Genomic DNA, 26,078 nt, shown 5'->3' with positions numbered 1-26,078 from the left:
GCGGAATCAAATGAATGTTGTATTAGAATCAACGATAACATGCCCTAAGTGCGGAGCCTCTAAAACAGAGACCATGCCGATGGACGCTTGCCAATACTTCTACACCTGTACCAGCTGTAGGACCCACCTGAAACCGCAGCCAGGTGACTGCTGCGTGTTTTGCAGCTACGGAACGGTAAAGTGTCCGCCGATCCAACAGAATCAGTCCTGCTGTGGGTAGGAAATCCAGGATTTTTGATCAATTCATAGGCGTGGTGCATTGCCAATAGTATCAATCGAGGAGTAATACCACATGCGTCACTGTGGTGCAAATTGTGGTGCAAATGAAAAAAGGTTACCGCTTTTGGCGTGTAACCCTTTGATTTTCAGCTCCCCCTTCAGGACTTGAACCTGAGACCCTCTGATTAACAGTCAGATGCTCTAACCAACTGAGCTAAGGAGGAATTTCCCTCATCTTTCAGCACCGTGGAGCCGGTGCCTTCCGTTTCGGGACAGCAAAAATAGGGGTTTCTGAATTTCCGGAACGCTGCCGCGTAAAATTTTTTTCTAACCCCCTCAGCCGGAAGGCCTTGCAGGCCAGACCCACCCCTCCACCAGCCGCCATAAAGAACCCCCGGCCAAGGCCGGGGGCAAACTTCGTAGTACGGTGTTTCAGGTTGCATTTTCAGTAGGGACGGTCGGGTTCTTCAGGACTGGATCTTCGGTTTTCGGTTAGGATCTGGACAGGTCTTCATCGGATACAGGAGCGGATTTCAAAGGATTGGATCGGTTCTCAAAGGATAGGATCGGTCTTTTCAGGATTGGATCGGCTTCATCGGCATTGGATTCTATAACAACATACGGAGCACACGGATTTTGGTTTTTGCTTCCCGCAACTTTTTGCGGCCACTAATGAAGAATACTTAGTGTTGGAACATGGAAGCCGTAAAAAAATAGGGGCAGCCGCCCCTAAATCTGGTTTTCCCATCGCCGAAAGATGACTCAGCCCAAGCCGAACAGGCCCTTCTGCATCCCGACATACACGCCGTCGTCCCGCACCTCCACCGGCCAATGCTTGAGGTAGTAGCCCTCGCCACTCACATTGCGCCCGTTGGCCAGGCAAAATTTATAGCGGTGGAGCGGACACACCACGTTGCCCTGCCCGTCAATGGCGCCGTGCACGAAGCGCCCCGAGGCGTGCGGACATTTCGGCGCCACGGCAAAAAGCTTCCCGTTGTGGCGGGCCAGGCAGAACGAGCGGCCCGCCGCCTCGATCTCCACCAGGTTGCGGTCGTTCCAAAGGAACTCGTCAGGTGCCTCGGCGATCTTGATCCATTCCATGAAATTAAAAATTCAAAAGTCAAAATTCTTCTCGTGCAGGCGTCCTTCCGGTTTGTACCCCGCGTTCAGGAAAGTAGCGAGGCTTCTTCCGTTTTGCCTTTTTGATTAATAGAAGAACTCGGTCTTATACGGATACCGGATCCGGTACAGCTCCCGCACCTTCTGCAGGATCGTTGCGCGCAGCGCCTCCAGGTTCGTGCGCTCGATGGCCGAAATGAACAAGGCGTTGCCGTTGGTGTCGCGCTGCCAGCGCTCCTCGAGGTCGCGGAGGATCTCCTTTTTGGTGTCTTCCTCCAGCCAGGCGTCAAAGGTGCGCTTCACGTATTCATCCAGCTTGTTGAAGATGACGAGGATCGGCTTCTCAAACGATTTAAGCTCCTGCAGCGTCTTGTTGACCGTACCCATCTGGTCCTCGTATTGCGCATGCGAGAGGTCCACCACGTGCAGCAGCAGGTCGGCCTCGCGCACCTCGTCGAGCGTGCTCTTGAAGCTCTCCACGAGGTGGTGCGGCAGCTTGCGGATGAAGCCCACCGTATCGGAAAGCAGGAAGGGCGTGCCCTCGTACACGATCTTGCGCGTGGTGGTGTCGAGGGTGGCGAAGAGCTTGTTCTCGGCCAACACCTCGCTCTTGCTGAGCAGGTTCATGATGGTGCTCTTGCCCACGTTGGTGTAGCCCACCAGCGACACGCGGATGAACTCGCCGCGGTCCTTGCGCTGGGTAAAGGCCTGCTTATCGATCTCCTTGAGGCGCTTGCGCAGCAGCGAGATCTTCTCGCGCACGATGCGTCGGTCGGTCTCGATCTCGGTCTCACCAGGGCCGCGGGTACCGATACCGCCACCGAGGCGCTCGAGGTGACTCCACATGCCGCGGAGGCGGGGCAGGATGTACTGGTACTGCGCGAGCTCCACCTGGGCCTTTGCCTGCGCCGTTTTGGCGCGGCGGGCGAAGATGTCGAGGATGAGGTCGGAGCGGTCGATGACCTTGCACTTCACTTCCTTCTGCACGTTGCCGATCTGGGCGCCCGTCAGCTCGTCGTCGAAGATGATGACTTTGATGTTATGGGCCTGCACATAAAGGCGGATCTCCTCGAGCTTGCCCTTGCCTACGAAGGTGCGGGGCTCGGGGCGTGCCAGCTTCTGGATAAACCGCTTTACGGTAATGGCTCCGGCCGTTTCGGCCAGGAACGCGAGCTCGTCGAGGTACTCGGTCACCTGCGTCTCGGTCTGCTCCTTCTGCACAACGCCTATCAGCACGGCCGTTTCTTCTTCCTGGATCTGGTTCTGCTTATCGATCATAAGACTCAAAAGTAAGCAAACGTGGGGCCGGGGCGGTTGCATTTCGCGCAAAGCCGCAAAGAGCGCGAAGCACGCAAAATCCTGTTTTCCTACTTCTGTCGCGCGGGAAGGCAGGTGAACATGAAGAAAGCCGCACGGAGTGCGGCTTTCTGATATGCTTTGCGCTTTTTGCGTGCTTTGCGCCTTTGCGTGAAACCTTTACAGGCCGCTGATGGAGAGGCCGATGCTCAGCGGGCGCACGTCGGGACCCATGTTCTCGCGGAAGACGCGGGAGAGCTGGTAGGCGCCGAAGAGGCTGAAGTGGCCGTAACCGATGCGGGCGGTGGCCACGAGGCGGTTGCTGTTGAAGAAGCGCTTGCTGTATTGCTTTTCCTTGAAGTCGTTGATCGCCTGGTCGGCGGCATTCTGCAGCTCCTTGTTCTTGACCTTGGCCTGCAGCAGGGCGCCCACTTTCACGCCGATGGCGAACTTGAGGCTATGGGCGTCGTCCTCGGGCTTCGCGCTGTAGCGCAGCTCTACGGGAACTTCGAGGTAGTCGGTGGTCAGCTTGGTCTTCTTGAAGTGGTTCGTATCGGATACGTCGCGGAAGGCGATCGAGGAGGCCACGTCGCGGATGCGGATGTCGGTCTCTTTCAGGAAGATATTATCGGAGCCTACCCCTACGCCAATGGCAGCCGACAGGCGCGGGTTGGTGCGGAAGGGGAAGTTGATCATGAAGTAAAGGTTCAGGGAGCGGGAGATACCGCCGGTGTTGAGGGAGTCGGGGCGGTTCATCCATTGCGTTACGCCAAACTGCACCATCAGGTGGTCGTTGCCCTTGGGAAGGCTCCGCGGGGTCAGCAGCCCGCGTTTTACGGTAGAGTCCGATTGGGCCATCACGATTCCCGAGGTCAGCAGGGCCAGGGCCACCAAAAGCGATTTTCTCATAATAATTGTTAAAGGCAACAAATGTAAACGGCGAAGGGTTAATGAAAGGTTAAGTCGCCGCGGCCGCGAAGATACATAAATCGCGCCGACGGGCCGTTGGCGCGGGATCTCAGGTCTGCGACCGCAGATCTGAGATCTCTTCCTGGCCGGTCCCTCTTTGCGCGCTGGGGAGGCATAATAAGGTGTAGAAGGTGTTTTTTACCGCTAAGAAAAGAAGAGGCTAAGGTATTCGCTAAGGAGAAATCGTCTATTGGCTTATTGGTCTATTTGTAATGGTCGTTTCTGCGCCATACCTTATCGTACTGACAAGTCGTACCTACGCGCGACCCGCAGACGCGGATTCTTTAGACGGCAAGCCACTATCCGCGCCAATCGTATTAAATCTGTATAATCCGCGTTCTTTCTCTTCCTTGCCATTCCGGCAACTAATGCCCACAAAAAAGGAGGGAATCCCGTCCCTCCTTCTTTATTCAATATTCTGCTGTGCTACAGGTTATTCAGGTTGATGTGCCGGATCTCGTCATCGCGGAGCGCGCGGTTGTAGATGCGGATATTATCGAGGCGGCCGTTGAAGGCGCGCCGGTCCTGGGCCCACCAGATGCCGAAATACATTGGTGCCGTGTTGCAGACGCCGAAGTTGAGGTTCGGGGTGTACATGGCCGACGGGTTGTTCGGCACCGGTGTCGGTGCGGCGTCTTCGGAGCGGCTGCAAGCGGCAAAGAACGCTCCCGCTCCGAGGAAGGTGGCGAGGGGTATGCTCCTGGTCAGTAGTTATACGGTAAAGGTGCGGGTTGGCGGTACGGGCCGATCAGCCCGCGCCTTTCCGTGCCGAGGCGGCGTATCAGTCGAAATCGAAGAAGTCGCCGAGGAAGCCTTTCTTTTTCTTGTGCTTGTAGTGCGGATCGTAATACGGGTCATGGTGCTTTTTGCCGTAGGGGTCGTAATAGGGGTCCTGCTTCGGGTAAGAGGTGTGTGGAGGCGGCGGGGGAGGCGGCGGAGGGGGCGGCGCAGCACGCTGCTCGTTCTCGGCGGCACGCTCGATGATCTTGTCGAGCTCGCCGCGGTCGAGCCATACGCCGCGGCACTGCGGGCAATAGTCGATCTCCACGCCCTGGCGCTCCGCCATCACCAGCGTCGCGTCGCAATTGGGACATTTCATAGCAAAGGGTTTCACGCAATTTACGGAGGAGCGAAAGGTTTTGAAAGGTTTTGTGGGTTTTGAAGGTTTTGTTGGTTGGCGCTCGACGTTAAACTACAAACACCAAGCTTCAAACCGCGTCAGCTTTTGACACCGATCAGCAGCATCGTGGTCACCGGGAAATCGAGGGGCTGCAGGTCGTCACCCTCCCTTGCATACAAGGCCGCCTTTCCTTCCCAGCGCTGGGCGCGGATCCAGTCGTTGGTGTAGGCCTTCGAGTCGGGGTGGATGCGGAAGCCCGCCTCTTCCAGCGCTGCCTTCCATTCGCTGAAGCTCCAGAAGCAATACGTCTCGTGGAGCTCGCTGTCCCAGTTGTCGGTGTAGTCCTTATGCAGCAGGTACTCGGCTGCGTCGCGCAGCGACAACTCGAGGTAGTGCCTTCCCGCCAGCGTTACTTCCTTGTATGCAAGCGAATACCCTTTGTCGCGCCGGAAGCCGGCGGCAAAGCGGAAAAAGCGGGCACGTGTCGAGAGCCGGTCGAGTACCGCCTTCTGCTCCCGGCGGTCGCCGGCCACCGGGGTCGCATCGTCCCGATCGCCGTCGCTGTCATCGAGCCAGAGCCATACCGTCCGTTCCTTGTCGTCCGGCCCCACGGGGTCGCGGTTGATCCACACGCCGCCGGGCGCGAGCTCCGCGTGTCGGTTGCGGATGAACTGCAGCAGGTCGGCGCGGGAGCCGTAGGATTCGATCTCGTGCGTGAGCGAGGAAGTATGGATCGTGTTCATGGAGCCCGCTTCGAAGGAGAGGCCCGTGACCGCGTTGCGCTGTGCAAAAAAGACGAAGGGGTTGGCGAATTCGCCGTTGCTCTTCCGCTGCAGGCAGATCTCGTAGAGTGGGCGCGACACTTCGATCCCGTAGAAATCCGATTCGCGGAAGCGGTCGTCGGCGCAGGCCTGGCGGATCCAGGAGCCCACCGCGCAGCCGATGTCGCCAATGCGGCCGGGCTGGATGAACGGTGCCGTATCGCGGTACTTCATCTCCGCGATCTCATCCATCTGCCGCACGTATACATTATAGTCGCGCGTGGCCGTGAGGTCGCCGTCGGAGCCGATCATGGCATCGCGGAAGAGGAGCTGCACCTTGTCGCCGAGGCCGTAGTTCCACCACACGCGCCAGGAGGCGGGGTGCACCTGCTGCGGCAGCCCGGGATCGCGGCGCCAGTCGGGGCAAGCGGCGATCCGCTCCACGAGGTCCCAGGGCATCTCGGCGTGGGTGCGGCCCGTGGCGGCGTCGGCGAGCTCGGCGGGCAGGATCGGGAAGCCGAGGTCGCGGTAGCCTTCAAGCACCTGCGTGGAGCAGACCACCGCGCTGTTTGCCGGGCTGAGGTCGAAGCGGCCCTCGCTCTCGTGGCGGATGCGCTTGAGGGTGTAGTCCGCGAAGTTGGGCAGGGCGCCCACATCGTCGACCCCGTAGATATACGTAGGGATGCCGAGGGCGGCACCGAAGGCTTCGAGCGCGATGGCACGCAGGTAGAAGGGCAGCGGGTTGCGGCGCGTGTTGGAATGGTTGGCCGATGTCACGGCAAAGATGAGGGCCTGTACCTCGCCCAGGTCGCGCAGCGGCTGCCCGTCGAGGCCAAGCGGCGCGATGCCCTCATGGATGATGAGCTGCAGGTACTGGAACTGGAAATTGGTGAGCAAGTGGTGGCGGCCCGGGAAGAGGAGGTACATGGATGTGGCTTGGCGGTGATCGTGCGGGCTAAGGTAAGCGCTGCAGGGAAATCGTGAGCGGGGGAGCAGGTGAGCAGGTGAGCAGGGCAGCGGGTGAGCATCGTGGGAATAACAACAGGAACGGGCGGGAAAAAAGCCGTGAGGTGCGAAGGATCGCATAGGGTCAACGACACTGGAGGCGCTGGCTTGGAGTAAAAAATATGTTCCTCAACTCCAAGCACGAAAACCTCGAAGTTTATAAGGCAAGCAGGGCGTTCACCATTTCATGCTACCGAGCGTCAAGGTTGCTTCCGCCCGAGGAGCGGTTCCATATGACCCGACAGCTTCGGCGCGCAGCCCTTTCCGTCCATTTGAATCTTGCAGAAGGCTGTTCGCGCCGCACAAAGCCAGACAGAAAACGTTCTTTCGAAATCTCGCGCGGCTCCGTTACCGAGATCGATGCACTGCTGGAAATCGCCGTTGATCAATCCTACTTTCAAAAAAAGCAGCTTTCTGAACCCGGCGAAACGATGACAAGCTGCTACCGGCTACTCTGCCTGCTCATCTCTTCCAACGAATGAGCGCCGCTCACCCGCTCACCCGCTCACCTGCTCACTCGCTCACCTGCTCACCTGCTCACCTGCTCACAATTTCCGCTTACTTTGCCCCCATGTCCACAAAACGATCCGGGATCCGGGTGGCGGTGGATGCCGTCGTGTTCGGCTATGCGAAGACCGAAGGCGTGTCGGTGCTCCTCATCCGCCGCAAGTATGCTCCTTTCCAGGAGGGCTGGGCCCTGCCCGGCGGCTTCTTGCACGACGACGAGTCGCTGGAGGCCGCCGTGCGCCGCGAGCTGGAGGAGGAGACCGGCATCAGGGCGCCCTACCTCGAGCAGCTCTATACCTTTGGCGATCCCGGCCGCGATCCGAGGCAGCGCGTGCTCTCGGTGGCCTACTTCGCCCTCGTGAAGAGCAGCCGCTTCCAGGAGCTGAAGGCAAGCACCGACGCCGCCGATGTGCAGTGGTTCCCGATCGGCGCCCTGCCGAAGCTGGCCTTCGATCACAAGGAGATCGTGAGCGCCGCCATCGCGCGGGTACGCGCCAAGATCCGCTACCAGCCCATCGGCTTCGAGCTGCTCGACAAGACCTTCCCCTTTGCCGACCTCGAGCGCCTCTACAGCGCCCTGCTCGACCGCCCCATCGATCGCCGCAACTTCGCCAAGAAAATGCTCGCACTCGGCATTCTCGACGAAACGCAGGAAGTAGCCAAAAGCGAGGGCAAGGGGCGCCCCAGCAAGCTGTTCCGGTTCAACAAGAAGCGCTACGAGCAGCTGCAGAAGGAAGGCATGAACTTCGAGATCTAGTTTCGTGAATCGTCAATCGTGAATCGGCAATGGGGCGGTGTGGCGATAAGGATGCAGCTCTAACAGGAGTTGTTTTTTGAGCCGGATGAGTGTCCGGGCGGCCGCAGTGCTCACTGCGTTTTCAGCATATAAATGACATTGGTGAAAGCGGGTTACCCGTTTCTTTTCGTCGCGGCGTTGCGCCGTAGCGCCGTCGCGTGATGAGGCCGCCTGCGGCCTCTGTGCTACAGCTTCCGCGCCAGCGTGCCGGGCAGTTTCAATTTGCTAAAAAAATAAAATGCGTAAAATAGACGCAAAATTTGGCGCGTAACGTGTCCCGTTCTAGATTTGTGTAAAATATACGCAAAATGAACGCCGCCGCAGTCATCGTAGCCCGCTTTCAAACGCCCTACCTCCATGAAGGACACCGCTACCTCCTCGAAGCCGTCGGTGCCCGCCACCGCAAGGTGATCGTGGTGCTGGGCGTGTCGCCGGTAAAAGGCAGCCGCCGCAACCCCTTCGACTTCTTCACCCGCGAGCGGATGCTGAAGAGCGCCTATCCTTCGCTGCTGGTGCTGCCGCTGGCCGATCACCCCTCCGATACCGCCTGGTCCGGGTCGCTCGACGCGCTCCTGCAGAGCGCCTTTCCCGGCGAAGCCTTCCTGCTCTACGGCAGCCGCGATTCTTTTCTCCCCTACTACTCCGGCAGCCTGCCCGTGACCGAGCTTCCCGTGCAGGGAACCCACTCGGCCACCGGCCTGCGGCAGGAGCTGGCCGACGAGGTGCGCGACTCCGAAGACTTTCGCTGCGGCATCAATTACGCCTGTCACAACGCTTACGTGCATGTGTATCCTACGGTCGACATTGCGCTCTATAAAGACGAGCGCCGCTGCCTGTTGCTGGGGCAGAAGCCGGGAGCGGCGCAATGGCGGCTGCCAGGCGGCTTTGCCGACCCCACCGATCCCTCCTTCGAAGCGGCTGCCCGGCGCGAGCTCGCCGAAGAGTGCGGCCCGGTGGAAACAGGCGCCCTGCATTATGTCGGGTCCGCCCGCATCGACGATTGGCGCTACCGCCGCGAGGCCGGCAAGATCGTGACGCTGCTCTTCGCCACCGACCTCGTATACGGCACTCCTGAGGCGGCCGACGACCTCGCACGCGTTGCCTGGTTTCCCGTAGAAGCACTGCCCGCGCTCTGCGCCGACGGCAGCATCAGCCGGGAGCACGTTCCGCTGATCGGATTGTTGGCTGCCAACGAATCTCCCTCACTCATCAAAAACCTTTCTATATGAAAACGCAAGAGAACCTGTTGCTCCTGGCCGATGCCTACAAGTACTCGCACCACCGCCTCTACCAGCCCGGTACGAGCCGCATCTACTCCTACCTCGAGAGCCGCGGCGGGCGCTTCGACAACACCGTATTCTTCGGGCTGCAGTATTTCCTGAAGCACTACCTCGAGGGGGCCGTGGTCACAACGGATAAGATCGAAGAAGCCGCCGAATGGATGCCCGAAGTGTTCGGTCGCAACGACGTCTTTGATCCGTCGCTGTTCCGCTACATCCTCGGGCGCCACGGCGGCCGCCTGCCGGTGCGCATCCGTGCGGTGCGCGAGGGCAGCCTCGTTCCCGTACACAACGTGCTCCTCACGATCGAGAACACCGACCCGGCCTGCTTCTGGCTCACCAACTTCCTCGAAACGCTATTGATGCAGGTATGGTACCCGTCTACGGTGGCCACCCTGTCGCACGAGGTACGCCGCGTGGTGGAGCGCTATTACCGCGATACGGCTTCGGCAGCTGCGGAGGGCGACACCGGGTACGTGCTCAACGACTTCGGCTTCCGTGGCGTGAGCTCGGTGGAAAGCGCTGGCCTCGGTGCCGCCGCGCACCTCCTCAGCTTCCGCGGCTCCGACACGATTGCGGGCTCGGTGCTTGCGCGCCGCTACTATGGTGCCGACAAAATGTGGGGCGGCTCGGTTCCGGCCACGGAGCACTCCGTGTGCACACTGCTCGGCGAGGCCGGTGAGCTCGATGTATTTCGCCATGTGCTCGAGACCTACCCCACCGGCATCGTGGCCTGTGTGTCCGACTCCTACGACATCTTCCGCGCCTGCGCCGACTACTGGGGCGGTACGCTGAGGGACCAGGTGCTCGCGCGGGAGGGTACGCTCGTGATCCGTCCCGACAGCGGCGATCCCGTATTTACCCTGTTGCGCGTGATGGACATCCTGCTGGAGAAATTCGGGTACACGGTCAACGAGAAGGGCTACAAGGTGTTGCCGCCGCAGGTGCGCGTGCTGCAGGGCGATGGCGTGGACCTCGACTCGATCCGGGCCATCTACGGCGCACTGCAGGTCAACGGCATCTCGGCCGAGAACCTGGTGCTGGGCATGGGCGGCGCGCTGCTACAGAAGGTGGACCGCGACACGCAGCAATTCGCGCTCAAGTGCTCCTGGGCCGAGGTGAACGGCGCCGGCACCGAGGTGCGCAAGCGCCCGCTGGAGCTTGATGGCAGCGGCCGCCTGCACCGCTCGTTCAAAGGCTCGAAGGGCGGTCGCCTCAAGCTGGTGCGCGCCGCCGACGGCTACCGCACGGTGGGCGAAGCGGAGTACCCGGAACGCGCCGACGAGCTCATCACGGTATTCGAGAACGGCGTTCTGTGCGCGGAGCAATCCTACGATGAGATCCGCGAGCGCCTCGCGGCCGAGCGGAAGCGCCTCGAAGAAAAGGTTTTGAATGGTTTTGAAAAGTTTTGATGGGTTTTGCAGGGTTAGGGCGGAATGATTGCTGCGCAAAAGGACCCTGCCTAGTCGATCCGTGATCCTGAACCTTTCAAACCATCCAGAACCCATCAAAACCACCCAAAACCTTTTCTCTTTCTTATCTTGTTTCCCAAACACCCGGCCCTGTTCAACCCCGGAACCGTGCGATATGGAGAACTACCTGCTCAAGACCCTGCACCACCTGCGCTACTACGAGGAGTTGCTCCTGTTCGGAAGGGTGTTGGAGGTGTCGGCCGGCCACCGGCAGGAAGCGGTTGTCTGGCTGGGAAAGGCCTACAGCTCCGAAAGCAGCACCTGGCCCCATGCGGTGCCGCCGTTTGCCCCGGATGCCGCGCTCTGGGCAGCGCAGCTCCTGTACACCGCCGCGCAACTGATCCTGCACCGCGAGCTCCGCCCCAGGGATGCCGCGGCGCTCTTGCCCGCATATACCGGTACGCCTTCGCCATCCGAAGTGCTGTCGGCCGATCTGACGCTGCGCTTTCTGCCCGACGTGCTCACGCAGCTGCGCCTGATCGATCCCGAAGACGCGCTGCTGCCCCTGCTCGAAGACCGCCTGGCCCACTTCCATTTTTCGGGTGTCGGCTACGCGTTGCCGCCGGAGCGCCTCAACTGGACGTCTGTTGCGGAGAGCCCTTGCCTCCGCGCACTCTATGCCGACCGCGTGATCGCTCGTGGCGCCCTTGTTCTTGCCTCCACGCCTGCGCTGCGGCCTTCTGTGGAAGCGGCGCTGGGCCTCTATGCTCCGGAACTCTGGCCTGCTTTTGTCAACCAAACACACGCACATGACCCCCATCGATAAACTGAACGCCGTACTCACGCACGTGAAGTCCGCCTTCGTCGGCAAGAACGAGATCGTAGACCTGCTGGGCATCGGCTTGCTGGCCCGCGAGAACGCTTTCCTCCTCGGCCCGCCGGGAACGGCCAAGAGCGCCCTCGTACGCACCCTGTCGCAGAGCATCGACGGCGGCCGCAACTTCGAGTACCTGCTCACCCGCTTTACGGAGCCCAACGAGATCTTCGGGCCCTTCGACATCCGCCGCCTCAAGGAGGGTGAGCTTGTGACCAATACCGAGGGCATGATGCCCGAGGCGGCCCTCGTGTTCCTCGACGAGATCTTCAACGCCAACAGCGCCATCCTCAACTCGCTGCTCATGGCGCTCAACGAGCGCGTCTTCCGCCGTGGCAAGGAAACGCGCGACCTGCCGGCGCTCATGTTCGTATCCGCCTCCAACACGCTGCCCGAAGACGAGGCGCTGGGCGCCCTGCTCGACCGCTTTCTGATCCGCGTGCGCTGCGACTACGTGGATCCCGACCTGCTGCCCGAGGTGCTGCTGGCCGGCTGGCGGCTCGACGGGCGTATCGATACGAACAGACCCATGATCACACCCGAAGAAATACGGGCCCTGCAGCAGCAATGCCGCGGCGTGGACCTGGCGCCGGTGCGCAAGACCTTTGTTGACCTCGTACATACGCTCCGCAATACCGGCATCAAGGTGTCGGACCGCCGGGCGGTGAAATTGCAGCACCTGATCGCCGCGTCGGCCCTCATCTGCGGGCGCAGCGAAGCCCTGCGCTCGGACCTCTGGGTGCTCAAGTACATCTGGGATACGGAGGAGCAGGTGGAGATCCTGGCCGGCATCGTCGACAAGCTGCTTGAAGGAGCGCCCGCCGCGTCGGCGCACCCACAGGCGCTCGGCAACGGCGCGCCCAATGCCGAGGAGCTGATGAAGGAGGTGGAGCTGCTGCGCGGCCGTTGGGCCAGCGCCGGCCTTTCCTTCGAGGAGCAGAACGTGATCAAGGACAAGCTCCGCTATGTGCAGACCCGCACCCATTGGGTCCGCAACGGGGAGCACCAGCAATACATCCAGTCTCAAATCGAATCGCTATGGCAGTCGATCCTGCAAACGGTGTAGGCTATTACCTCTGCATCGCTGGGGAGCACCGCGACCTGCTCGGCGGGCTCCGCGGGGCCGCGCATCTGAAGGTGGGAACCGAGGAGGGGCTCATCTGGGTCCGGGACCTCAGCGTAGCGGAGATCGAATCGGTGGCCGTAAAAAGCATTCCCTACAAGAAGCTGTACACCGCCGCGGATGGCCTGCTGTTCCCGCTGGGTAGCCGCCTGCCGGATCGGCGCCTGCCTTCGCTGCTCTGGACGCCCATCGACCGGGCGCTGCCCGTGACGCTGCCCCGGGGCAACCATAATTATTTCGGCGTGCCCGATACCGTAGATATACGGCTGGTGCCCACGCACACGGAGCAGGCGCCGCAGGCACTGCTGGCGCCGCTCCCTTCGCTGGCGGCCTATATGGAAGGGGCGCCCGCCGTGCGCCTCGCGCCGCTGCGCTGGCTGCTGGTGAGCGAGCGCGCCGCCCTCATCACCGGCACGCCGCTGCTGCCCCTGCCGGGCGTTGCCTTCTGGCGCCGCGGCAACCTGCTGCTTCCGGCCGGCAGCGACCTCGAGTTCCCGGTGCTGGCGCCCGCCCTGCAGGCCCGCCTCGATCCTTCGGGCGGCCACTGGATCCTGTTTCCACCCGAAGGCGGCTACTGGCTTGCCGACAAGACCCTCTTTAAGCCGCTCTCCATCGGCTCTTTCCGCAATACCCAAAATGCCGCGCATGCCGGAGGCCGCTGACCGATACCTGCAAGGCGGCGCCCACTACTTCTGGTGCTGGGAAGAAGGCGGCGACGTGCTCTCGCTGCGCGATGGGGCCACCATTGCCTACCGCGACTATGTACAGGAGGTGCTCGACTTCCTGGCGCCGCAGGGGCTGCCGCCCTTCGGGGCGGTGCTGTTGGCCCTCGCCGCCACCAACCCGCAGGGGAGCGAGCACGTGGCGCATACTTTCCGCCTGGTGGAGGCACAGCTGCATGCGACGCATGGACACCGCGTGCTCCTACCGCCGGTGCGGGCCTTCCTGGAGCGGCTCGCCGTGCTGCCCCGGCAATACCGCGAAGGCCGGAACCGCCTGCTCCTGCTGCAGGCCATCTTTGGCCAGGTGCACAATGCGCTTTCGGTATCTAACGCCCGCGCGGTGGCGCAAGGCTTTACAACCGCAGCGCTTGCCGAAGCGGAGCGCGCGCCCGATGCGGGCTTCCCGCGTGCCGTGTTTTACAAGGACTTTCGTGCCATCGGCCTCCTCGACCGGCGCTTCCCCGATGAGCCCTCCATCCTCGATGCGCTGACGGCCCTGCCGCAGGTACCCGTAGAAATACAACCGGAGCCCGGTCCCGAAGGGCCGTCGAAGGACCTCCTCGACGAGCTCTTGGAGGAGCCGCGCACCTTTGCGGTGGCGGCCCTCGTGAAGCGCCTCTGGAGCGGCTTGCAGATCCCGCATCACTACAGCCTCCCGAGCCAGCAGCCGATCGGGGGCGTATCGGACCTTACCAACAAGGGCCCCTTCGACCGGCTGCTCATTACCGAATTCGCCTACGACGACGACCAGTTTGCCCTGCGCGTTGCCAACAACGAGGCGCTCTACATCAACCGCGAGGTGCCGCCGGAGCACAACGACCGCGAACGCATCCTGCTCATCGACACCTCGATCCGCAGCTGGGGCACGCCCAAGGTGCTCGCCTATGCGCTGCTGCTCGCCATTGCCCGGCACCCCAAGACCGATATCCCCTGCCGTGCCTTTGCCATTGGTAAGGGATATGGGGCCATTGCCTTCGACTCGGTAGCGGGCCTCATCGATGCGTTGCAGGTGCTGTCGCCCTGCGCGGATGCTGCCGAGGGGCTCGCCGCCTTCTTCCGTTCGGGAGAGCTGCACCGCAACAGCGAGGTCTTCTTCATCTGCGCGCGCGATGCCGCCGCGCAGCCGGGCGTGCACAAGGTGATCCAGGAGCATTACACCTCGTTTCAATACTGGCTGCATACGGATGCCGACGGCTCGGTGGATCTGTACCGCCGGCAGCACAACGCGCGGAAGCTGCTGCAGCAACTGCGGCTTCCGTTGAAGGAGCTGTGGGCCGCGCAGCGTCCGCCCGCGCAACAGGAAGCCCGCCCGCAGCGGCTGCCCGCGGCCGACGCGGCCTTCGCGCGGTACCCGGTACTCTTTTCCAAGCCCCTGCGCTACCGGCACCTGTTTGCCCTCGACAAGGCGGAGCACATCGTGATCACCCGCAGCGGGTCGGTGCTGGTGGATACGGGCGACGCACGCCCGGAGCGCCAGTCGAAAGGCATGTACCTGATGCTCGAGGGCATCCCCCCGCAGTTGCGGCCGCTCGCAGCAGGGCGTACCACAAGGGGCGAGCACCTGTTGCTTACTTATGAGCGGAAGCAAAAACTGATCGTACTCTTTCATCTCGACAACGGCGAGCAGCGCAGCGCGCCCATTACCGAGGCCGACTTTAGCCGCGTGCGGGGCGTGATCTTCGAGAAAGACCGCTTCTATATGGCCGGCGGCGCCCATGGGCAGACGGTCTTCAGCATTGGCTGGGGCGAGCCGGTGTGCAAGAAGCTGGAACAGGTGACGCATCATTTGCAGCCGCGATTTCACCGTCCGTACGAACTCGCCGAGCGAACTGCCCAGGCGAAAGCCGCAGTGCAGGCAGCGACCGCTTCCTACTATCATGCGGGCAACCTGCTGACCCGCCCTAAACGGGTGTGGATCAGCACGGAGGGCGCCCTGCAGCTCAACGACCTGGAGTTGAAGATGACCGGTCTTTTTGGACGCAGCCAGCAGTGGGTAGGATTGGAGCCGAACTACCGGGCCGAGCACGCCGTATCCGCGGAGTGGTCGGGCAACCAGGAATTCCGTTTCCCGGACGGAAGCACCGTACGTATCCATCCCGACGGGATGGCGGTACTTCAAAGCGCAGAACCCAGCCTGCCGGCGATCTACTTCACCACGATCCTGCACGTGACCACCGCACTCGCCACCGAGGAAGTATGGACGGGCGATGCCGGCTTTGCGGCGCCGCACCTGCGCTACATCGATCCGCCCACGTTTTTCAAGCATTACATCGCTAAATTCATCCACCGCATCCTCACCCATGGAACTACGGATCAAACCCGCTGACCGCAACCTGTACCCGCTCGCCGGCCTCCTGGTGAAGGGCGCCTCCGTGCGCACCTGGGCTGCTGCCCTGCAGGCCCTCGGTCTGTCGGTGGAGGAGGCTACCGTATTTCCACTGCCCGGCGCCGTCGCCAACTCGGTATGGGGCTGCCTCATTGTTCCGCCGCCCGGCGCCTGGCCCGACGACCCGGGGCCCTTCGAGGCCCTGCAGCTGGCGGGTGGCCTTCTCTACCTGCCGGCGCGTGCGCAGCTCTACCCACGCCTTGCCGACGGGGAGCTCACCCGCCTACTGGCCGGCAAGCCGCACCTGATGCACCCCGACATGGGCTTCGTGGAGCTGGAGGCGCCGGTAGACTGGACCGCACTGCTGGCCCTGCCCGAACCGGCAAGCCCGTTGCTGCGCGAGCCTGCGGCATCCGTATTTATACCGATGCGGGTAAAGACCCTCCAGGTGGCGCCGGTGCCGGCCGACGATGTGATCAGCAACATGGAGCAGCAGGCGTTCCCGAAGCGCGCGTCGCTCGACGAGAAACCCCTCAACCCGTTGGAGAAGGCAAAGCTGTTTTTTTATAAAGGATTGTTCGGGAAGCACACCGGCACCGCTGCTGAAGGGAGCGGCACCGAACCCAGGCCGCTGCTGGGCGCACTGGCGCGGCTCCGCGGGCTCCTGGGCGGCAAGGAAGACGGCTGGCAGCAACGAATGCAGGAAGACTTCGAAAGCCTGCAGCGCCGCAACCAGAAGCAGGTAGACCGGTTGCTCGAACTGCTCCGGAAAGATCCGCTCGATGCGCTTCGCTATGCCGTGCCGCTCGACGAGGGCGGCGTTGCGCGCGGGGGCGACGGCGGCAGCTTCAGCCTGCTGCCCCGCTGGCTCGACTTCTCGCTGCTCGGTAACCTGATCGGCGGCAGCGGCGGCGGTGGTGGCTTTTCCCTGGAGGCGAGTGCCTACCAGCGCCTGCAGGAGCAATACCGCAACACGGCGCAAGAGCTCATCCGGCGCGGCGAATACCACAAGGCCGCTTTCGTTTACCTAAAGCTCCTGAAAGATTACCGGCAGGCGGCGGCCACGCTCGAGCAGGGCGGGCATTACCAGGAAGCGGCTTCGATCTACCTCAAGTTCTGCAACGACCGCAAGGCCGCCGCGGAGTGCTACGAAAAGGGCTGCATGACGGCCAGCGCCATCGAGCTGTATAAGGAGCTTGGCCTGCACGAAAAGGTGGGCGATCTCTACCGCGAGCTGCGCCAGGAGAAAGAGGCGTTGCATTATTACCAGCTGGTGGTGGATGCGCACATCAACACAGGGCGCTACCTGCAGGCGGCACACCTGCAGGCGGCCAAGATGCTCGACGATGCGGCTGCCAACGCCACCCTGCTCCGCGGCTTCCGCGCGGGCCGGGAGTCGGAAGCCTGCCTGCGTACCTGGTGTGACCGCGCTGCCGACGACCGCGAGCTCGCAACTAGTCTTGCCGACCTCTCACGCCAGGACGTCGGACCGCAGAACTACGAGGTGTACCTGCGGGTGCTGGAGCATGTGTTCGGGCGGAGGCCCGCACTGGTGTCGCCGGTGCGCGCGCTGGCCTATGATGTGGTGCTCCGGTACGTAGACCGGAACCCGGCCATCAGCTCCGCACTTCACGGCTTCAACCCCGGCGACAAAGAGCTGGTGAAAGACACGATGCGCTTCCAGCTCGGGCGTCGGAAACGAGGAGCCTGAGTTGCCGCTCCTGCTGAAGGGAGATGCGGATGAACGCGTCTGGCCCGCGGTTACATTTGTCGTAAACCAACGATTCACATGAGCACAACAAAAGCATATGCGGCATATGACGCGCAATCGCCGCTGCGCGACTTTAGCCTCGAGCGCCGCGCCACAGGCCCGCACGACGTACAGATCGAGATCCTCTACTGCGGGGTCTGCCACTCCGATATCCACCAGGTGCGCAACGAGTGGGGCAACTCCATCTTCCCCATGGTGCCCGGCCACGAGATCGTGGGCCGCGTGACCGAGGTGGGCAGCCACGTGAAAAAGTTCAAGGTGGGCGACCTTGCCGGCGTGGGCTGCCTCGTAGACTCCTGCCGCGAGTGCTCCAAGTGCCAGGATGGCCTCGAGCAGTATTGCGAAAATGGTTCCGTCGGAACCTACAACGCGCTCGAGCGCGACGGCAAGACCGTGACCTATGGCGGCTACAGCAAGCAGATCGTGACCACCGAGGAGTTTGTGCTGAAGGTGTCGGAAAAGCTGGACCTGAAGGCCGTGGCGCCGCTGCTCTGCGCCGGTATCACCACCTGGTCGCCGCTCCGCAAGTGGGGGGTGGGTAAAGGCCACAAGGTAGGCGTGCTGGGCCTCGGTGGCCTGGGCCATATGGCGGTGAAGTTTGCCGCTTCCTTTGGCGCCGAAGTGACCATGCTGAGCGGATCGCCCTCGAAGGAGGCCGACGCGAAGCGCCTCGGCGCGCACCGCTTCGCCCTCACGAGCAACGAGGAAACGATGAAAGGCCTCTACAAGTATTTTGATTTCATCATCGATACAGTGTCGGCACCGCACGACTACAATACCTACCTCAACCTGCTCAATACCGATGGCGTGCTGATCTGCGTGGGCGCACCCCCGGCGCCGGCACAGATCCCGGCCTTCAACCTCATCATGGAGCGCCGCAGCATCGCCGGCTCGCTCATCGGCGGCATCCCCGAAACGCAGGAGATGCTCGACTACTGTGCCGAGCACAATATCGTGTCCGACGTCGAGCTCATTGCCATGAAAGACATCAACGAGTCCTATGAGCGCATGATGAAGGGCGACGTGAAGTACCGCTTCGTGATCGACCTCGCCACGCTCTGACCCTTATCCGGATATCAGGTAAGCCGCGCCCTCCAGCGCGGCTTACCCGTTTGTGGCGGGCGCCTGCCGGGCAATATGCCCAGGCCTATCTTCGTTACACACCCAACCATGCTGAGATCCCTGTGCTCCCTTATTGCCGTACTCACCGCTGCCGGCGCCGCCGCGCAGCAGGAACATGCTTACGGAAGCTTTCTGTCGACCGATACCACCGTGCGCTGGGCCGCCGAGGCCGACAAGGTAGTGGCCCTCCTGCCGCGGGTGCTGCCGCAAAGCCTCAACCGCCTCTATGCGCGGCAGCTCGACTCGGGCCGGCTGCGGACCTACCGGGTGCCGGGCACCGACCTGCGCGTGCGCGAAGCGGGTCCGGTATCGCGCGCGCAGCTCTCGGAGCGGGCTTCCGGCGATGCGCTCCCCGATTTTACACGGGCGTATAAAGATCTTCCCCCCACCGTGCGCCGCCGCTTCGACAGCACGCAGGCCTATCGTTTCTACTGCGATACCTGCCGTGGAGCCGACCTGGAGCTGTTTCAACTCCGGCAGCTCGTATACCTGAAGGGCGGGCGGTTCTATGTCGACAACATCCTGGTTTCGCCGCTGGAAGGGGCGCCGGATTCTTCGGGCCGCGCGCAGTGGGCGCCCCGCTTCAGTACCTCCTTCTACAAGGGGGGCGCAGCACCGCGCTCCAACCCCAAAGACCGCATCTACCTCGGCACGGTTATCATCAATTACCAGTTCGCATTCGACGGCCTCCGCGGCCCGGCCGACGACCGTATTCTTACGGTACAGGAGCCCAACCCGGTCTACCAGCTGCTGGAAGCGGCGCTCAAGGGAAAGGTGAAGCTGCGCAACGAGCTCAATCCCGATACGCGCAAGCCGTTCATGAACCCGCGCACCTTTTTCGCCGACTTTGGCGCTACGGATACGATGGCGGTGTATGACGTGAATGATCCGGGCCGCGTCCGGGAATACGTGGTGACGCGGAGCAGCCTGGGTGCCGAGAAGCTGGCCGTATACGGCATCGAGCAAAGCTTTTATTACGATACGCGCCTGCAGGTGCTTTTCTCCGAGGTGCACAAGGTCACGGTGAAAGCGCACGTGTATAACGACAATGGCACCATCCGCGGCCGCCGCGCAATGGCTTCGGTCACCTATTCGCCGCTCCCTTCCTCGGCAAGGGGGCGGGTGGAGGCGCTGCAGCAAGACTGACCTTCATCCGTTCAACGATAAGGCCGCACCCGGGTGCGGCCTTATCGTTTGTAGTGGCGTCTTCTCCGGCTTGACGCCAGGTACTGTTGCCGCGCCTCCGCCAGCAGCCTTTTCCGTTCCTGCTCTTCCTTTTCTGCAGCGGCCTTCAGCGCATCGAAGTCCGGCTCCTTTTCATACAGCAGGCTCCAGACCAGGAGCCCGGGCAAAACAACCAATAAAACAAGGACTTTGGCGATCGTGTACAGTCCGTAGAGCAGGAGCATGCGTCAAGTTACGAAATGCGGCCGGACGGAAAGCGGATGCTTACAGCTGGTCCAGGAGACGCCGGATGGCCTTTTTTACGGAGGGGAGGTCGGTGCAGATCCGCGGATCCATGAGGTTGCCGCCGAAGTCATCCTCTTCGTCCGTTGCCGTTTCTTCGAGTTGCTGCAGCCTGCTTTTAAAATCTTTGGGATCGGGTCCGAGGGCCCTGAGGCACATCACCTGCACGAAGCCCCGGTAGGTGCTGTCGCCGACCACGGCCAGCAGGGCGCCCCGGGCACTGCCCGTAGGAATACTGCCCAGCGCGCGCGCCCCGGAAACCTGGTTGTGAAAGTTCTTGCGGTCGCGGAGGAAGGGCAGCAGCAGAGTTTCGGGCACCTGCAGGCGCAGGTGGTATACGGTCTCGAGCGCCGCGTGCTGCCGGAAGAACCGCCCGAGCTCCTGCTCGCCGAAGCCTGCCGGCGGCTGGCCCAGTTGCTCGAGCACGAAGGCGCGGACCGCCGCCGCGTCGTAGGAACGGCCGTGGTAGTGGTTGAAAATGGCGCCCATCGTAAGCTCGTAGGCCGCCACTGGCACCTGCGCCTGGTGGTAGCTGTGGCGGTAGGTGCCGATCACCTGGCCGTCGAGCACATAGTCGAAGCCGGTGGTTGGCGTGGCAATGCTGAAACGCTGGTCTGCATCTTCGTACAGGAAGAAATAGCAGCTGTCTGTTTTCTGGATGCGGAACTCGGGTACGTCGCCGGAGTTGCTGCAGATACGCAGGTCGTAGAAGCCGCTGATCAGCACCGTGTCGGGGACGGGCTTGCCGCCGAGGGTGCGGAACACCTGTATCCGGATGCCGGTGCGCGGATCGCTGGAGAGTACGTTGCCGAGCACGAAAGAAGACGACTTCCGGATCACGCTGTCGGCCCAGGGCTCGTCCCAGGTAAGCGCGCGGGCGGGGCTATTGCCGAAAATGAGCAGCACAAGCAGCAGGAGCAGGGGGCGCATAAGCATCGGTTACCGCATCAAGATAGGAACTTCCGCAATGCGCTGCGCCAGGAGAGCAGCGACCCGCCTACCTACAGCAAGCGCCAGTACCGGATCCAGTCGATGACGCGGCTTGTGTAGCCGTACTCGTTGTCGAAAAAGGCGAACAGCTTCACGAGGCGGCCCGCGGCGGAAGTCAATGTGCCGTCTACCAGCGCGGAGTGCGGATCGCCCTTCACATCGAGCGATACGAGCGGCTCTTCGGTGTAGCCCACGATGCCTTCGTGCATGCTGTTTGCCGCCGCGCGCAGGTGTGCATTGACGGCCGCCGCGCTCGTTTCCTCCTTCATCAGGAACGTGAAGTCGCCGAGGGCGCCGTTGGCCACGGGCACCCGGGTGCTGACGGAGGCCACGCGGCCCTGTAGATGCGGGAACAGGCGCAGCAGCGCATGGTCGAGATCGATGGGTACGGGGATGATGGATTCGGCGGCGGCGCGGCCCCTCCGGAAGTCGGCGTTGGGTCCGTCCACGAGCTCCTGCCGCGAGGTATAGGAATGCACCATATGGATCTGCACCGACTCGATGCCGAGGCCTTCCATGATGGCGATGAGGTTGGTGGCACAGTTGGTCATGCAGCCGCCGGGGGAGAGGAGCGTATCGGCGGCGCGCAAACCCTGTTGGTTGTGTCCGTAGATATACAGGGGCACGTCGTCGGAGCCGGTGGTGGAAAGGAGCACGCGCCCCGCGCCGGCCGCCAGGTGCTGCTCCGCCTTTTGCCGCGTGGTGAACCGCCCCGTGCATTCGAGCACGAGGTCAACCCCCAGGTCGTTCCAGGGCAGCTTTGCCGGGTCGGGCTCCTGCAGGTAGGGGATCGGGGTGCCGGCCCCGTGGAGTGCGCCCTCTTTGAAATCGAGGCGCAGCGGACTGTTGCCGTAGATCGAGTCGTGGCGCAGCAGGTAGGCACAGTTGGCGCCGTCCATCAGGTCGTTGACGGCTACGATGCGGATATCGGGGTCCTTCATGAGGCGCCGGAACAGGAGGCGCCCGATACGGCCCATGCCGTTGATGGCGATGCGGGTGGTCATGCGGAAGCGGTGCGGAGCGGCACTTCGTGCCGCGCCCTTTGGTAAAGGAAATAGAAGCCCCATGCCGCAAGGAGCAGGAGCGCAAACACGAGGATCCAGAGCAGGTTATAGCCCCAGCGCTCGGCGAGGAAGAACCCGCCGGCGGGCCCGATCACCTGCGCGCAGCTCCAGCACAGGGTGTAGCCGGCGGCGTATTGCCCGCGGTTGTGCTCCGAGGTGCGGCTGATCACGAAGGTGTTGATGAAGGGCAGCGCGAACATCTCGCCGATGGTGAACAGCAGCATCGACATCAGGGCGCCGAAGAGGGCCAGGGCTACCGGCAGCGCCAGGAACAGGTAGGAGGCGGCAAGGAAGAGCGCGCCGGCAATGACGTATTGCAGGGGCGGGCGCCGCTGCTCGAGGCGGGCGATCAGCACCATCTCGAAAAGGGCGATGAAGACGCCGTTGAAGGCCAGGAGGAGGCCGATGGTGCCTTCGTTGAGGTGCCATTCTTCCTTGAAGAACACCGGGCCGATCCGGAACAGCAGGAAGAAGCAGGTGGCAAAGAGCGTGGTGAGCGCCATGAAGCGCAGGAAGAGCGCGTCCTGCCAGGGCCTCCGCGTGACCACGCCTTTCGCCTTCTCTTTCAGCTTGCGCATCGCGCCCCGGGCCCGCGGCAGCAATCCCATCACGGCCAGGCCAGCAAGGATGCTGATGCCCCCGTCAACGAGGAAGATCAGCTGGTAGTCGACCAGCGCCAGGAAGCCGCCGAGCGAGGAGCCCACGGCCCAGCCGATGTTCATGGCGAGGCGGTTGAGGGCATAGGAGCGGGTGTTGGTGCCGGGCTTCGCATAGGAGTGTGTGGCCGCGAAGTTGGCCGGGCGGAACGACTCGATGAAGAAGGAGATGACCAGCGACAGCACGCAGAGGGTTGCAAAGTGCGTTACGTAGGCGAAAAGCAGGAACAGGATGCCGCCCGCGATGAGCGAGTTGATCTGCACGGGGCGGTGGCCGATGCGGTCGGTGAGGGCGCCGCCCACCGCTGCGCCGGCGATGGAGCCGATGCCGAAGAGCATGATGATGAGCCCCGCGTCGGAAGGCGATCGGTGCAGGTGCTGCGTCACGTACAGGCTCATGAAGGGCACGGCCATGTAGCCGCATCGGTTGATGAGGATCACCGTGGCGAGCAGCCAGGTCTCGCGGCTGAGGCCGGAGAAGGAGCGCCGGTACGTATCGATGATGGAGCGGAACATGAGGAGCCGCAAAGCTACCGCTATTTGTGCCGGCGGTACCGGAACAGTTATGGCCCGATGTGCCGACACAGCTGGGAGCGGATCTTTTGCGGAAGTCAAAATTCAAAATTCAAAAGGCAAAATGCCCGGACACGCAAGCGCTAGTCTCGTATAAAGCTTTTGACTTTTGAATTTTGACTTTTGGCGGCATCAACGACCGGCAAGGTAAGCGGCCAGGCGCAGGCCTGCGAAGGGGAGGCTCCGGTTGTGCCAGGTGCCTGCGTTGCTCCCTTCGATGCCGCGCGTCCATTGCAGGAAGGCGCCGAGTTGAAAGCGCCCGGGGCTGTACCCCGTTTCGAGCGTGCCGAAAAAGGCGGCTACGGAAGAGCGCGCCCAGTCGCCGCCGATGTCGATGCGCCCGTTCATGGCGCCGATGCCCAGCCGGGGCTGCAGGTAGAACCGGTGGAACTGCTGCCGGTAACCGAATTGCAGCGATAAGAGCGTGGTGCGGTCGTCGCCTTTGATGCCCCCGTCCGAAAGACGCAGGACGCCTGCGGAGAGGCTGAAGGCGCCGCCGTGACGACTGCTGCGGTAGCCTTCGAGGGAAAGCCCATAGCCGAAGCCGGCCTGCCGCAGCGACGATCCGAACAGCGTGCCCAGCGAAAGGCTTTTTCGTTGCGCGGATACCTGTTGGCAAAGCACGAAGAGGAGGAACAGGAGGACGGATCGTTTTTTCATGGGTTGCATCTTGATATCTATACGACACCAGCACATAGGTGGTTGGTTGGCGCGAAGGTGCTTTTTTTTAAGGCAGTGCCCGTTTAACAATCATCCTAAACGATTGATTCATAGCCCGAAAGGGCCCGGCGGCTAAAAAAAGGGACGCTGCAGGGAAAAAAAGTTTTCGCGGGAAAATAAAACGCTCCTATTTTTGCTAACGCTGTTAGGTTAATCGACACCACTATGGGAATCGTAGATCGCAGGAAAAGACAGAAAGAGGAAGTGCGCGCCGCCATTCTCTCCACCAGCTGGCAAATGGTGAAGAGCGAGGGCTGGCAGGCCCTGTCGATCCGTAAGATCGCCGAAGCCATCGAGTACAGCGTGCCGGTGATCTACGACCACTTCGCCAATAAAGAAGCGATCCTCTTCGAATTCGCGAAGGAAGGCTACCGCCTCCTCGCCGCCGAGCTGGAAGTGGCCGCAGCGAAGCACCCCGCGCCGGAAGACCAGATCCGCGCGATGGCCGACGCCTACTGGCATTTCGCGTTCCGCAACCAGGAGCACTACCAGCTGATGTTCGGCATCGGGATGGCGACCTGCGAAGTGGAAAAGTGCATGCCCGAGAAAGCCGCCTTCCGCGACAAGCTGGTGGCGCCGATCCTGACCCTCCTGGAAAACAAGCCGGCGGCGACCGATTCGACCTCCGTCTGCCTGAAGTACCATACCCTGTGGTCGGTGATGCACGGACTCGTGTCCATCAAGATGATGGGCTCCTCCGACGTTTCCGACGAGCTCAACAAAATAGTGCTGGACGATGCGGTCAACGGGTTCATCCGGAACCTGAAAGGGTGACCTTTTTTTTGCCCTGAAGTCTAACACTGTTAGGAAACATAGTAACGTTATTTAATCTGAAAAAACCGGGTGCTCCTCCGGGCGGCACCTTATTGTCTCACCGGGAGCCCCGCTCCTCAAACTCCACTGCTATGCGTTTTAATTCCATCCTCAACGGCGCGCCGGTAATCGTAGGCCTCATCGCGCTCCTGCTGCTCCTCAACTCCTGCACCTCCTCTTCTGCCTCTCCCGCCGGCCCCGGCGCCCCGCCTCCGCCCGCCCTCCCGGTAATCACCGTGCAGGCCGCGCCCGCCACCATCTACCAGGAATACTCTGCCGCTCTCGAAGGCTCCAGGGACATCGAAATCCTGCCTCAGGTGGAAGGCATCATCGAAGCCATTTCCGTAGACGAAGGCGCCCGTGTGCGCCGCGGCCAGCTCCTCTTCCGCATCAACGACCGCGTATACCGCGAGCAGCTGAACACGGCCCGGGCCGCGCTTGCCGCCGCCCGCGCATCGCTTACTTCCGCGCAGATCCATGTTGACCGGCTGAAGCCCCTCGTGGAAAAGAACGTGGTGTCTGACGTGCAGCTACGCAGCGCGCAGGCCGCCGCCAACGCCGCCTCGGCGCAGGTGGCCCAGGCCGCCGCCGTTGTGCGCTCCGCCGAAGTGAACCTCGGTTATACCCGCATCACCGCACCTGCCGACGGATACATCGGCCGCATCCCGATGAAGGTGGGCTCGCTCGTAGGTGCCGGCACGCCGGAGCCGCTGACGGTGCTCTCCGAGCTGAAGACGGTGTACGCTTACTTCTCGCTGGGTGAGGAAGAATTCCTGCGCTTCAAGGAGCGGTATGCCGGTGCCACCGTGGAGCAGAAGATCCGCGGCATGGCGCCCGTAGAATTACGGCTCCCCGACGGCACTTCGTACACGTACAAAGGCAAGGTGGAACTCGTGACGGGCCAGTTCTCCGGCAACACGGGCTCCATCGCGTTCCGCGCCGCCTTCGCCAACCCCGACGGGCTGCTGCGCTCGGGCAATACCGGCACCGTGCGCCTGCCCGTGCAGCTGCCCGCAGCCGCCGTGGTGCCGCAGGAGGCCACCTTCGAGCTCCAGGATAAGGTCTTCGTGTTTCGCCTCGCCGACAGCAACAAAGTAGTGAGCGTGCCAATCGCACCCGCCGCCACTTCCGGTACGTATTACCTCCTGCAGGAAGGCGTGAAGCCCGGCGACCGCCTCGTGTACACCGGCCTCGATCGCCTCAAGGACGGCGCCGTCATCCAGCCGCAGCCGCTGCCGATGGACAGCCTCCTGAAAGTGCGCCCGCTATAAGTATTTCTACGGTACTGCGCCCGCGGTACACCTGTCCGGTAGGGCAGGACCGGGCGCCCCTTGTCGCAACCCAATCCAACAATCGCCTCAAAAGGTTTCCAC

Annotated in this window: 25 protein-coding genes and 1 tRNA gene; 14 read left to right on the top strand and 12 right to left on the bottom strand. The window is 62.3% G+C overall.

From position 1 onward, the window contains the following. The first annotated feature begins 10 nt into the window (after positions 1-10). Positions 11-220 (top strand): GDCCVxC domain-containing (seleno)protein, encoded by a 210-nt coding sequence (locus ABD937_RS19230; RefSeq protein ID WP_345257504.1) that lies wholly within the window; start codon positions 11-13, stop codon positions 218-220. A gap of 149 nt (positions 221-369) precedes the next feature. Here ABD937_RS19230 and ABD937_RS19225 read toward each other — a convergent pair. From ABD937_RS19225 to ABD937_RS19195, 7 genes are all read right to left on the bottom strand, one after another. Next, positions 370-443 (bottom strand) — tRNA-Asn (locus ABD937_RS19225). Positions 444-981: 538 nt separating this feature from the next. Further along, positions 982-1,320, bottom strand: a complete 339-nt coding sequence (locus ABD937_RS19220) for a Rieske (2Fe-2S) protein (RefSeq protein ID WP_345257503.1) — start codon at positions 1,318-1,320, stop codon at positions 982-984. Between the two features lie 105 nt (positions 1,321-1,425). After that, positions 1,426-2,616 (bottom strand): GTPase HflX, encoded by a 1,191-nt coding sequence (hflX, locus tag ABD937_RS19215; protein WP_345257502.1) that lies wholly within the window; start codon positions 2,614-2,616, stop codon positions 1,426-1,428. Positions 2,617-2,814: 198 nt separating this feature from the next. Next, entirely contained in the window at positions 2,815-3,543 is a 729-nt protein-coding gene (locus tag ABD937_RS19210) for an outer membrane beta-barrel protein (RefSeq protein ID WP_345257500.1), read from the bottom strand. 486 nt (positions 3,544-4,029) lie between these two features. After that, positions 4,030-4,200, bottom strand: coding sequence for a LamG-like jellyroll fold domain-containing protein (locus ABD937_RS19205; RefSeq protein ID WP_345257499.1), 171 nt, complete (start codon positions 4,198-4,200; stop codon positions 4,030-4,032). Positions 4,201-4,384: 184 nt separating this feature from the next. Next, positions 4,385-4,702 carry a TFIIB-type zinc ribbon-containing protein gene (locus ABD937_RS19200; RefSeq protein WP_345257498.1) on the bottom strand — a complete coding sequence of 106 codons (318 nt, stop codon included), beginning with the start codon at positions 4,700-4,702 and terminating at the stop codon, positions 4,385-4,387. Between the two features lie 119 nt (positions 4,703-4,821). After that, positions 4,822-6,411, bottom strand: a complete 1,590-nt coding sequence (locus ABD937_RS19195; RefSeq protein WP_345257497.1) for a class I SAM-dependent methyltransferase — start codon at positions 6,409-6,411, stop codon at positions 4,822-4,824. A 200-nt stretch (positions 6,412-6,611) separates the two neighbouring features. Between ABD937_RS19195 and ABD937_RS19190 the strand changes: the two genes are divergently transcribed. From ABD937_RS19190 to ABD937_RS19140, 11 genes are all read left to right on the top strand, one after another. Further along, the gene (locus ABD937_RS19190; RefSeq protein ID WP_345257495.1) at positions 6,612-6,971 is read left to right on the top strand and encodes a four helix bundle protein; all 360 of its coding nucleotides are present in this window, start codon (positions 6,612-6,614) and stop codon (positions 6,969-6,971) included. An 89-nt stretch (positions 6,972-7,060) separates the two neighbouring features. Next, complete coding sequence (locus ABD937_RS19185) at positions 7,061-7,753, top strand: NUDIX hydrolase (RefSeq protein WP_345257494.1); 693 nt, start codon at positions 7,061-7,063, stop codon at positions 7,751-7,753. Between the two features lie 347 nt (positions 7,754-8,100). Then, on the top strand, positions 8,101-9,021 hold the full coding sequence (locus ABD937_RS19180; RefSeq protein ID WP_345257493.1) for an NUDIX domain-containing protein: 921 nt from the start codon (positions 8,101-8,103) through the stop codon (positions 9,019-9,021). Next, positions 9,018-10,484: a nicotinate phosphoribosyltransferase gene (locus ABD937_RS19175; RefSeq protein ID WP_345257492.1), complete on the top strand. Its 1,467-nt coding sequence runs from the start codon at positions 9,018-9,020 to the stop codon at positions 10,482-10,484. Before ABD937_RS19180 ends, ABD937_RS19175 begins: the two co-directional genes overlap by 4 nt. Before the next feature lie 175 nt (positions 10,485-10,659). After that, positions 10,660-11,310, top strand: coding sequence for a hypothetical protein (locus ABD937_RS19170; RefSeq protein ID WP_345257491.1), 651 nt, complete (start codon positions 10,660-10,662; stop codon positions 11,308-11,310). Further along, entirely contained in the window at positions 11,294-12,424 is a 1,131-nt protein-coding gene (locus ABD937_RS19165) for an AAA family ATPase (RefSeq protein ID WP_345257490.1), read from the top strand. The genes ABD937_RS19170 and ABD937_RS19165 overlap by 17 nt, the downstream gene beginning before the upstream one ends. After that, positions 12,397-13,143 carry a hypothetical protein gene (locus ABD937_RS19160; RefSeq protein ID WP_345257489.1) on the top strand — a complete coding sequence of 249 codons (747 nt, stop codon included), beginning with the start codon at positions 12,397-12,399 and terminating at the stop codon, positions 13,141-13,143. The genes ABD937_RS19165 and ABD937_RS19160 overlap by 28 nt, the downstream gene beginning before the upstream one ends. Then, positions 13,127-15,529: a hypothetical protein gene (locus ABD937_RS19155; protein WP_345257488.1), complete on the top strand. Its 2,403-nt coding sequence runs from the start codon at positions 13,127-13,129 to the stop codon at positions 15,527-15,529. Before ABD937_RS19160 ends, ABD937_RS19155 begins: the two co-directional genes overlap by 17 nt. Then, on the top strand, positions 15,504-17,240 hold the full coding sequence (locus tag ABD937_RS19150) for a hypothetical protein (RefSeq protein ID WP_345257487.1): 1,737 nt from the start codon (positions 15,504-15,506) through the stop codon (positions 17,238-17,240). Before ABD937_RS19155 ends, ABD937_RS19150 begins: the two co-directional genes overlap by 26 nt. 78 nt (positions 17,241-17,318) lie before the next feature. Next, positions 17,319-18,362, top strand: coding sequence for an NAD(P)-dependent alcohol dehydrogenase (locus ABD937_RS19145; RefSeq protein WP_345257485.1), 1,044 nt, complete (start codon positions 17,319-17,321; stop codon positions 18,360-18,362). A 108-nt stretch (positions 18,363-18,470) separates the two neighbouring features. Further along, positions 18,471-19,568 (top strand): hypothetical protein, encoded by a 1,098-nt coding sequence (locus ABD937_RS19140; protein ID WP_345257484.1) that lies wholly within the window; start codon positions 18,471-18,473, stop codon positions 19,566-19,568. Between the two features lie 41 nt (positions 19,569-19,609). Here the strand turns inward: ABD937_RS19140 and ABD937_RS19135 are convergent, their stop codons facing one another. The 5 genes from ABD937_RS19135 to ABD937_RS19115 form a co-directional block, all read right to left on the bottom strand. Continuing rightward, a complete protein-coding gene (locus ABD937_RS19135; protein WP_345257483.1) occupies positions 19,610-19,831 on the bottom strand; it encodes a hypothetical protein in 222 nt (73 codons plus the stop codon). Between the two features lie 40 nt (positions 19,832-19,871). Continuing rightward, positions 19,872-20,819 carry a hypothetical protein gene (locus ABD937_RS19130; RefSeq protein ID WP_345257482.1) on the bottom strand — a complete coding sequence of 316 codons (948 nt, stop codon included), beginning with the start codon at positions 20,817-20,819 and terminating at the stop codon, positions 19,872-19,874. Between the two features lie 71 nt (positions 20,820-20,890). Continuing rightward, entirely contained in the window at positions 20,891-21,883 is a 993-nt protein-coding gene (locus tag ABD937_RS19125; protein WP_345257481.1) for a type I glyceraldehyde-3-phosphate dehydrogenase, read from the bottom strand. Beyond that, positions 21,880-23,115 (bottom strand): MFS transporter, encoded by a 1,236-nt coding sequence (locus tag ABD937_RS19120; protein WP_345257480.1) that lies wholly within the window; start codon positions 23,113-23,115, stop codon positions 21,880-21,882. Before ABD937_RS19120 ends, ABD937_RS19125 begins: the two co-directional genes overlap by 4 nt. Positions 23,116-23,304: 189 nt before the next feature. Then, positions 23,305-23,832 carry a hypothetical protein gene (locus ABD937_RS19115; RefSeq protein WP_345257479.1) on the bottom strand — a complete coding sequence of 176 codons (528 nt, stop codon included), beginning with the start codon at positions 23,830-23,832 and terminating at the stop codon, positions 23,305-23,307. A 225-nt stretch (positions 23,833-24,057) separates the two neighbouring features. On the opposite strand from ABD937_RS19115, the gene ABD937_RS19110 reads away from it, so the two are divergent. Both ABD937_RS19110 and ABD937_RS19105 read left to right on the top strand, forming a co-directional pair. Beyond that, positions 24,058-24,666, top strand: coding sequence for a TetR/AcrR family transcriptional regulator (locus ABD937_RS19110; protein WP_345257477.1), 609 nt, complete (start codon positions 24,058-24,060; stop codon positions 24,664-24,666). Between the two features lie 131 nt (positions 24,667-24,797). Then, a complete protein-coding gene (locus tag ABD937_RS19105; RefSeq protein WP_345257476.1) occupies positions 24,798-25,976 on the top strand; it encodes an efflux RND transporter periplasmic adaptor subunit in 1,179 nt (392 codons plus the stop codon). The last annotated feature ends 102 nt before the right edge of the window (positions 25,977-26,078 follow it).

Source organism: Flaviaestuariibacter amylovorans (assembly GCF_039541815.1).
Lineage (GTDB): Bacteria > Bacteroidota > Bacteroidia > Chitinophagales > Chitinophagaceae > Flavisolibacter > Flavisolibacter amylovorans.
This window is presented reverse-complemented; position numbering and strand designations above follow the sequence as displayed.

Coding starts and splice junctions, on each gene's coding strand:
- ABD937_RS19140 (WP_345257484.1), top strand. CDS start 18,471: ATGCTGAGATCCCTGTGCTCCCTTATTGCCGTACTCACCGCTGCCGGC.
- ABD937_RS19185 (WP_345257494.1), top strand. CDS start 7,061: ATGTCCACAAAACGATCCGGGATCCGGGTGGCGGTGGATGCCGTCGTG.
- ABD937_RS19190 (WP_345257495.1), top strand. CDS start 6,612: ATGTTCCTCAACTCCAAGCACGAAAACCTCGAAGTTTATAAGGCAAGC.
- ABD937_RS19230 (WP_345257504.1), top strand. CDS start 11: ATGAATGTTGTATTAGAATCAACGATAACATGCCCTAAGTGCGGAGCC.
- ABD937_RS19115 (WP_345257479.1), bottom strand. CDS start 23,832: ATGAAAAAACGATCCGTCCTCCTGTTCCTCCTCTTCGTGCTTTGCCAA.
- hflX (WP_345257502.1), bottom strand. CDS start 2,616: ATGATCGATAAGCAGAACCAGATCCAGGAAGAAGAAACGGCCGTGCTG.
- ABD937_RS19180 (WP_345257493.1), top strand. CDS start 8,101: ATGAACGCCGCCGCAGTCATCGTAGCCCGCTTTCAAACGCCCTACCTC.
- ABD937_RS19105 (WP_345257476.1), top strand. CDS start 24,798: ATGCGTTTTAATTCCATCCTCAACGGCGCGCCGGTAATCGTAGGCCTC.
- ABD937_RS19135 (WP_345257483.1), bottom strand. CDS start 19,831: ATGCTCCTGCTCTACGGACTGTACACGATCGCCAAAGTCCTTGTTTTA.
- ABD937_RS19145 (WP_345257485.1), top strand. CDS start 17,319: ATGAGCACAACAAAAGCATATGCGGCATATGACGCGCAATCGCCGCTG.
- ABD937_RS19195 (WP_345257497.1), bottom strand. CDS start 6,411: ATGTACCTCCTCTTCCCGGGCCGCCACCACTTGCTCACCAATTTCCAG.
- ABD937_RS19220 (WP_345257503.1), bottom strand. CDS start 1,320: ATGGAATGGATCAAGATCGCCGAGGCACCTGACGAGTTCCTTTGGAAC.
- ABD937_RS19120 (WP_345257480.1), bottom strand. CDS start 23,115: ATGTTCCGCTCCATCATCGATACGTACCGGCGCTCCTTCTCCGGCCTC.
- ABD937_RS19125 (WP_345257481.1), bottom strand. CDS start 21,883: ATGACCACCCGCATCGCCATCAACGGCATGGGCCGTATCGGGCGCCTC.
- ABD937_RS19210 (WP_345257500.1), bottom strand. CDS start 3,543: ATGAGAAAATCGCTTTTGGTGGCCCTGGCCCTGCTGACCTCGGGAATC.
- ABD937_RS19150 (WP_345257487.1), top strand. CDS start 15,504: ATGGAACTACGGATCAAACCCGCTGACCGCAACCTGTACCCGCTCGCC.
- ABD937_RS19205 (WP_345257499.1), bottom strand. CDS start 4,200: ATGTACACCCCGAACCTCAACTTCGGCGTCTGCAACACGGCACCAATG.
- ABD937_RS19175 (WP_345257492.1), top strand. CDS start 9,018: ATGAAAACGCAAGAGAACCTGTTGCTCCTGGCCGATGCCTACAAGTAC.
- ABD937_RS19165 (WP_345257490.1), top strand. CDS start 11,294: ATGACCCCCATCGATAAACTGAACGCCGTACTCACGCACGTGAAGTCC.
- ABD937_RS19160 (WP_345257489.1), top strand. CDS start 12,397: ATGGCAGTCGATCCTGCAAACGGTGTAGGCTATTACCTCTGCATCGCT.
- ABD937_RS19130 (WP_345257482.1), bottom strand. CDS start 20,819: ATGCGCCCCCTGCTCCTGCTGCTTGTGCTGCTCATTTTCGGCAATAGC.
- ABD937_RS19155 (WP_345257488.1), top strand. CDS start 13,127: ATGCCGGAGGCCGCTGACCGATACCTGCAAGGCGGCGCCCACTACTTC.
- ABD937_RS19200 (WP_345257498.1), bottom strand. CDS start 4,702: ATGAAATGTCCCAATTGCGACGCGACGCTGGTGATGGCGGAGCGCCAG.
- ABD937_RS19110 (WP_345257477.1), top strand. CDS start 24,058: ATGGGAATCGTAGATCGCAGGAAAAGACAGAAAGAGGAAGTGCGCGCC.
- ABD937_RS19170 (WP_345257491.1), top strand. CDS start 10,660: ATGGAGAACTACCTGCTCAAGACCCTGCACCACCTGCGCTACTACGAG.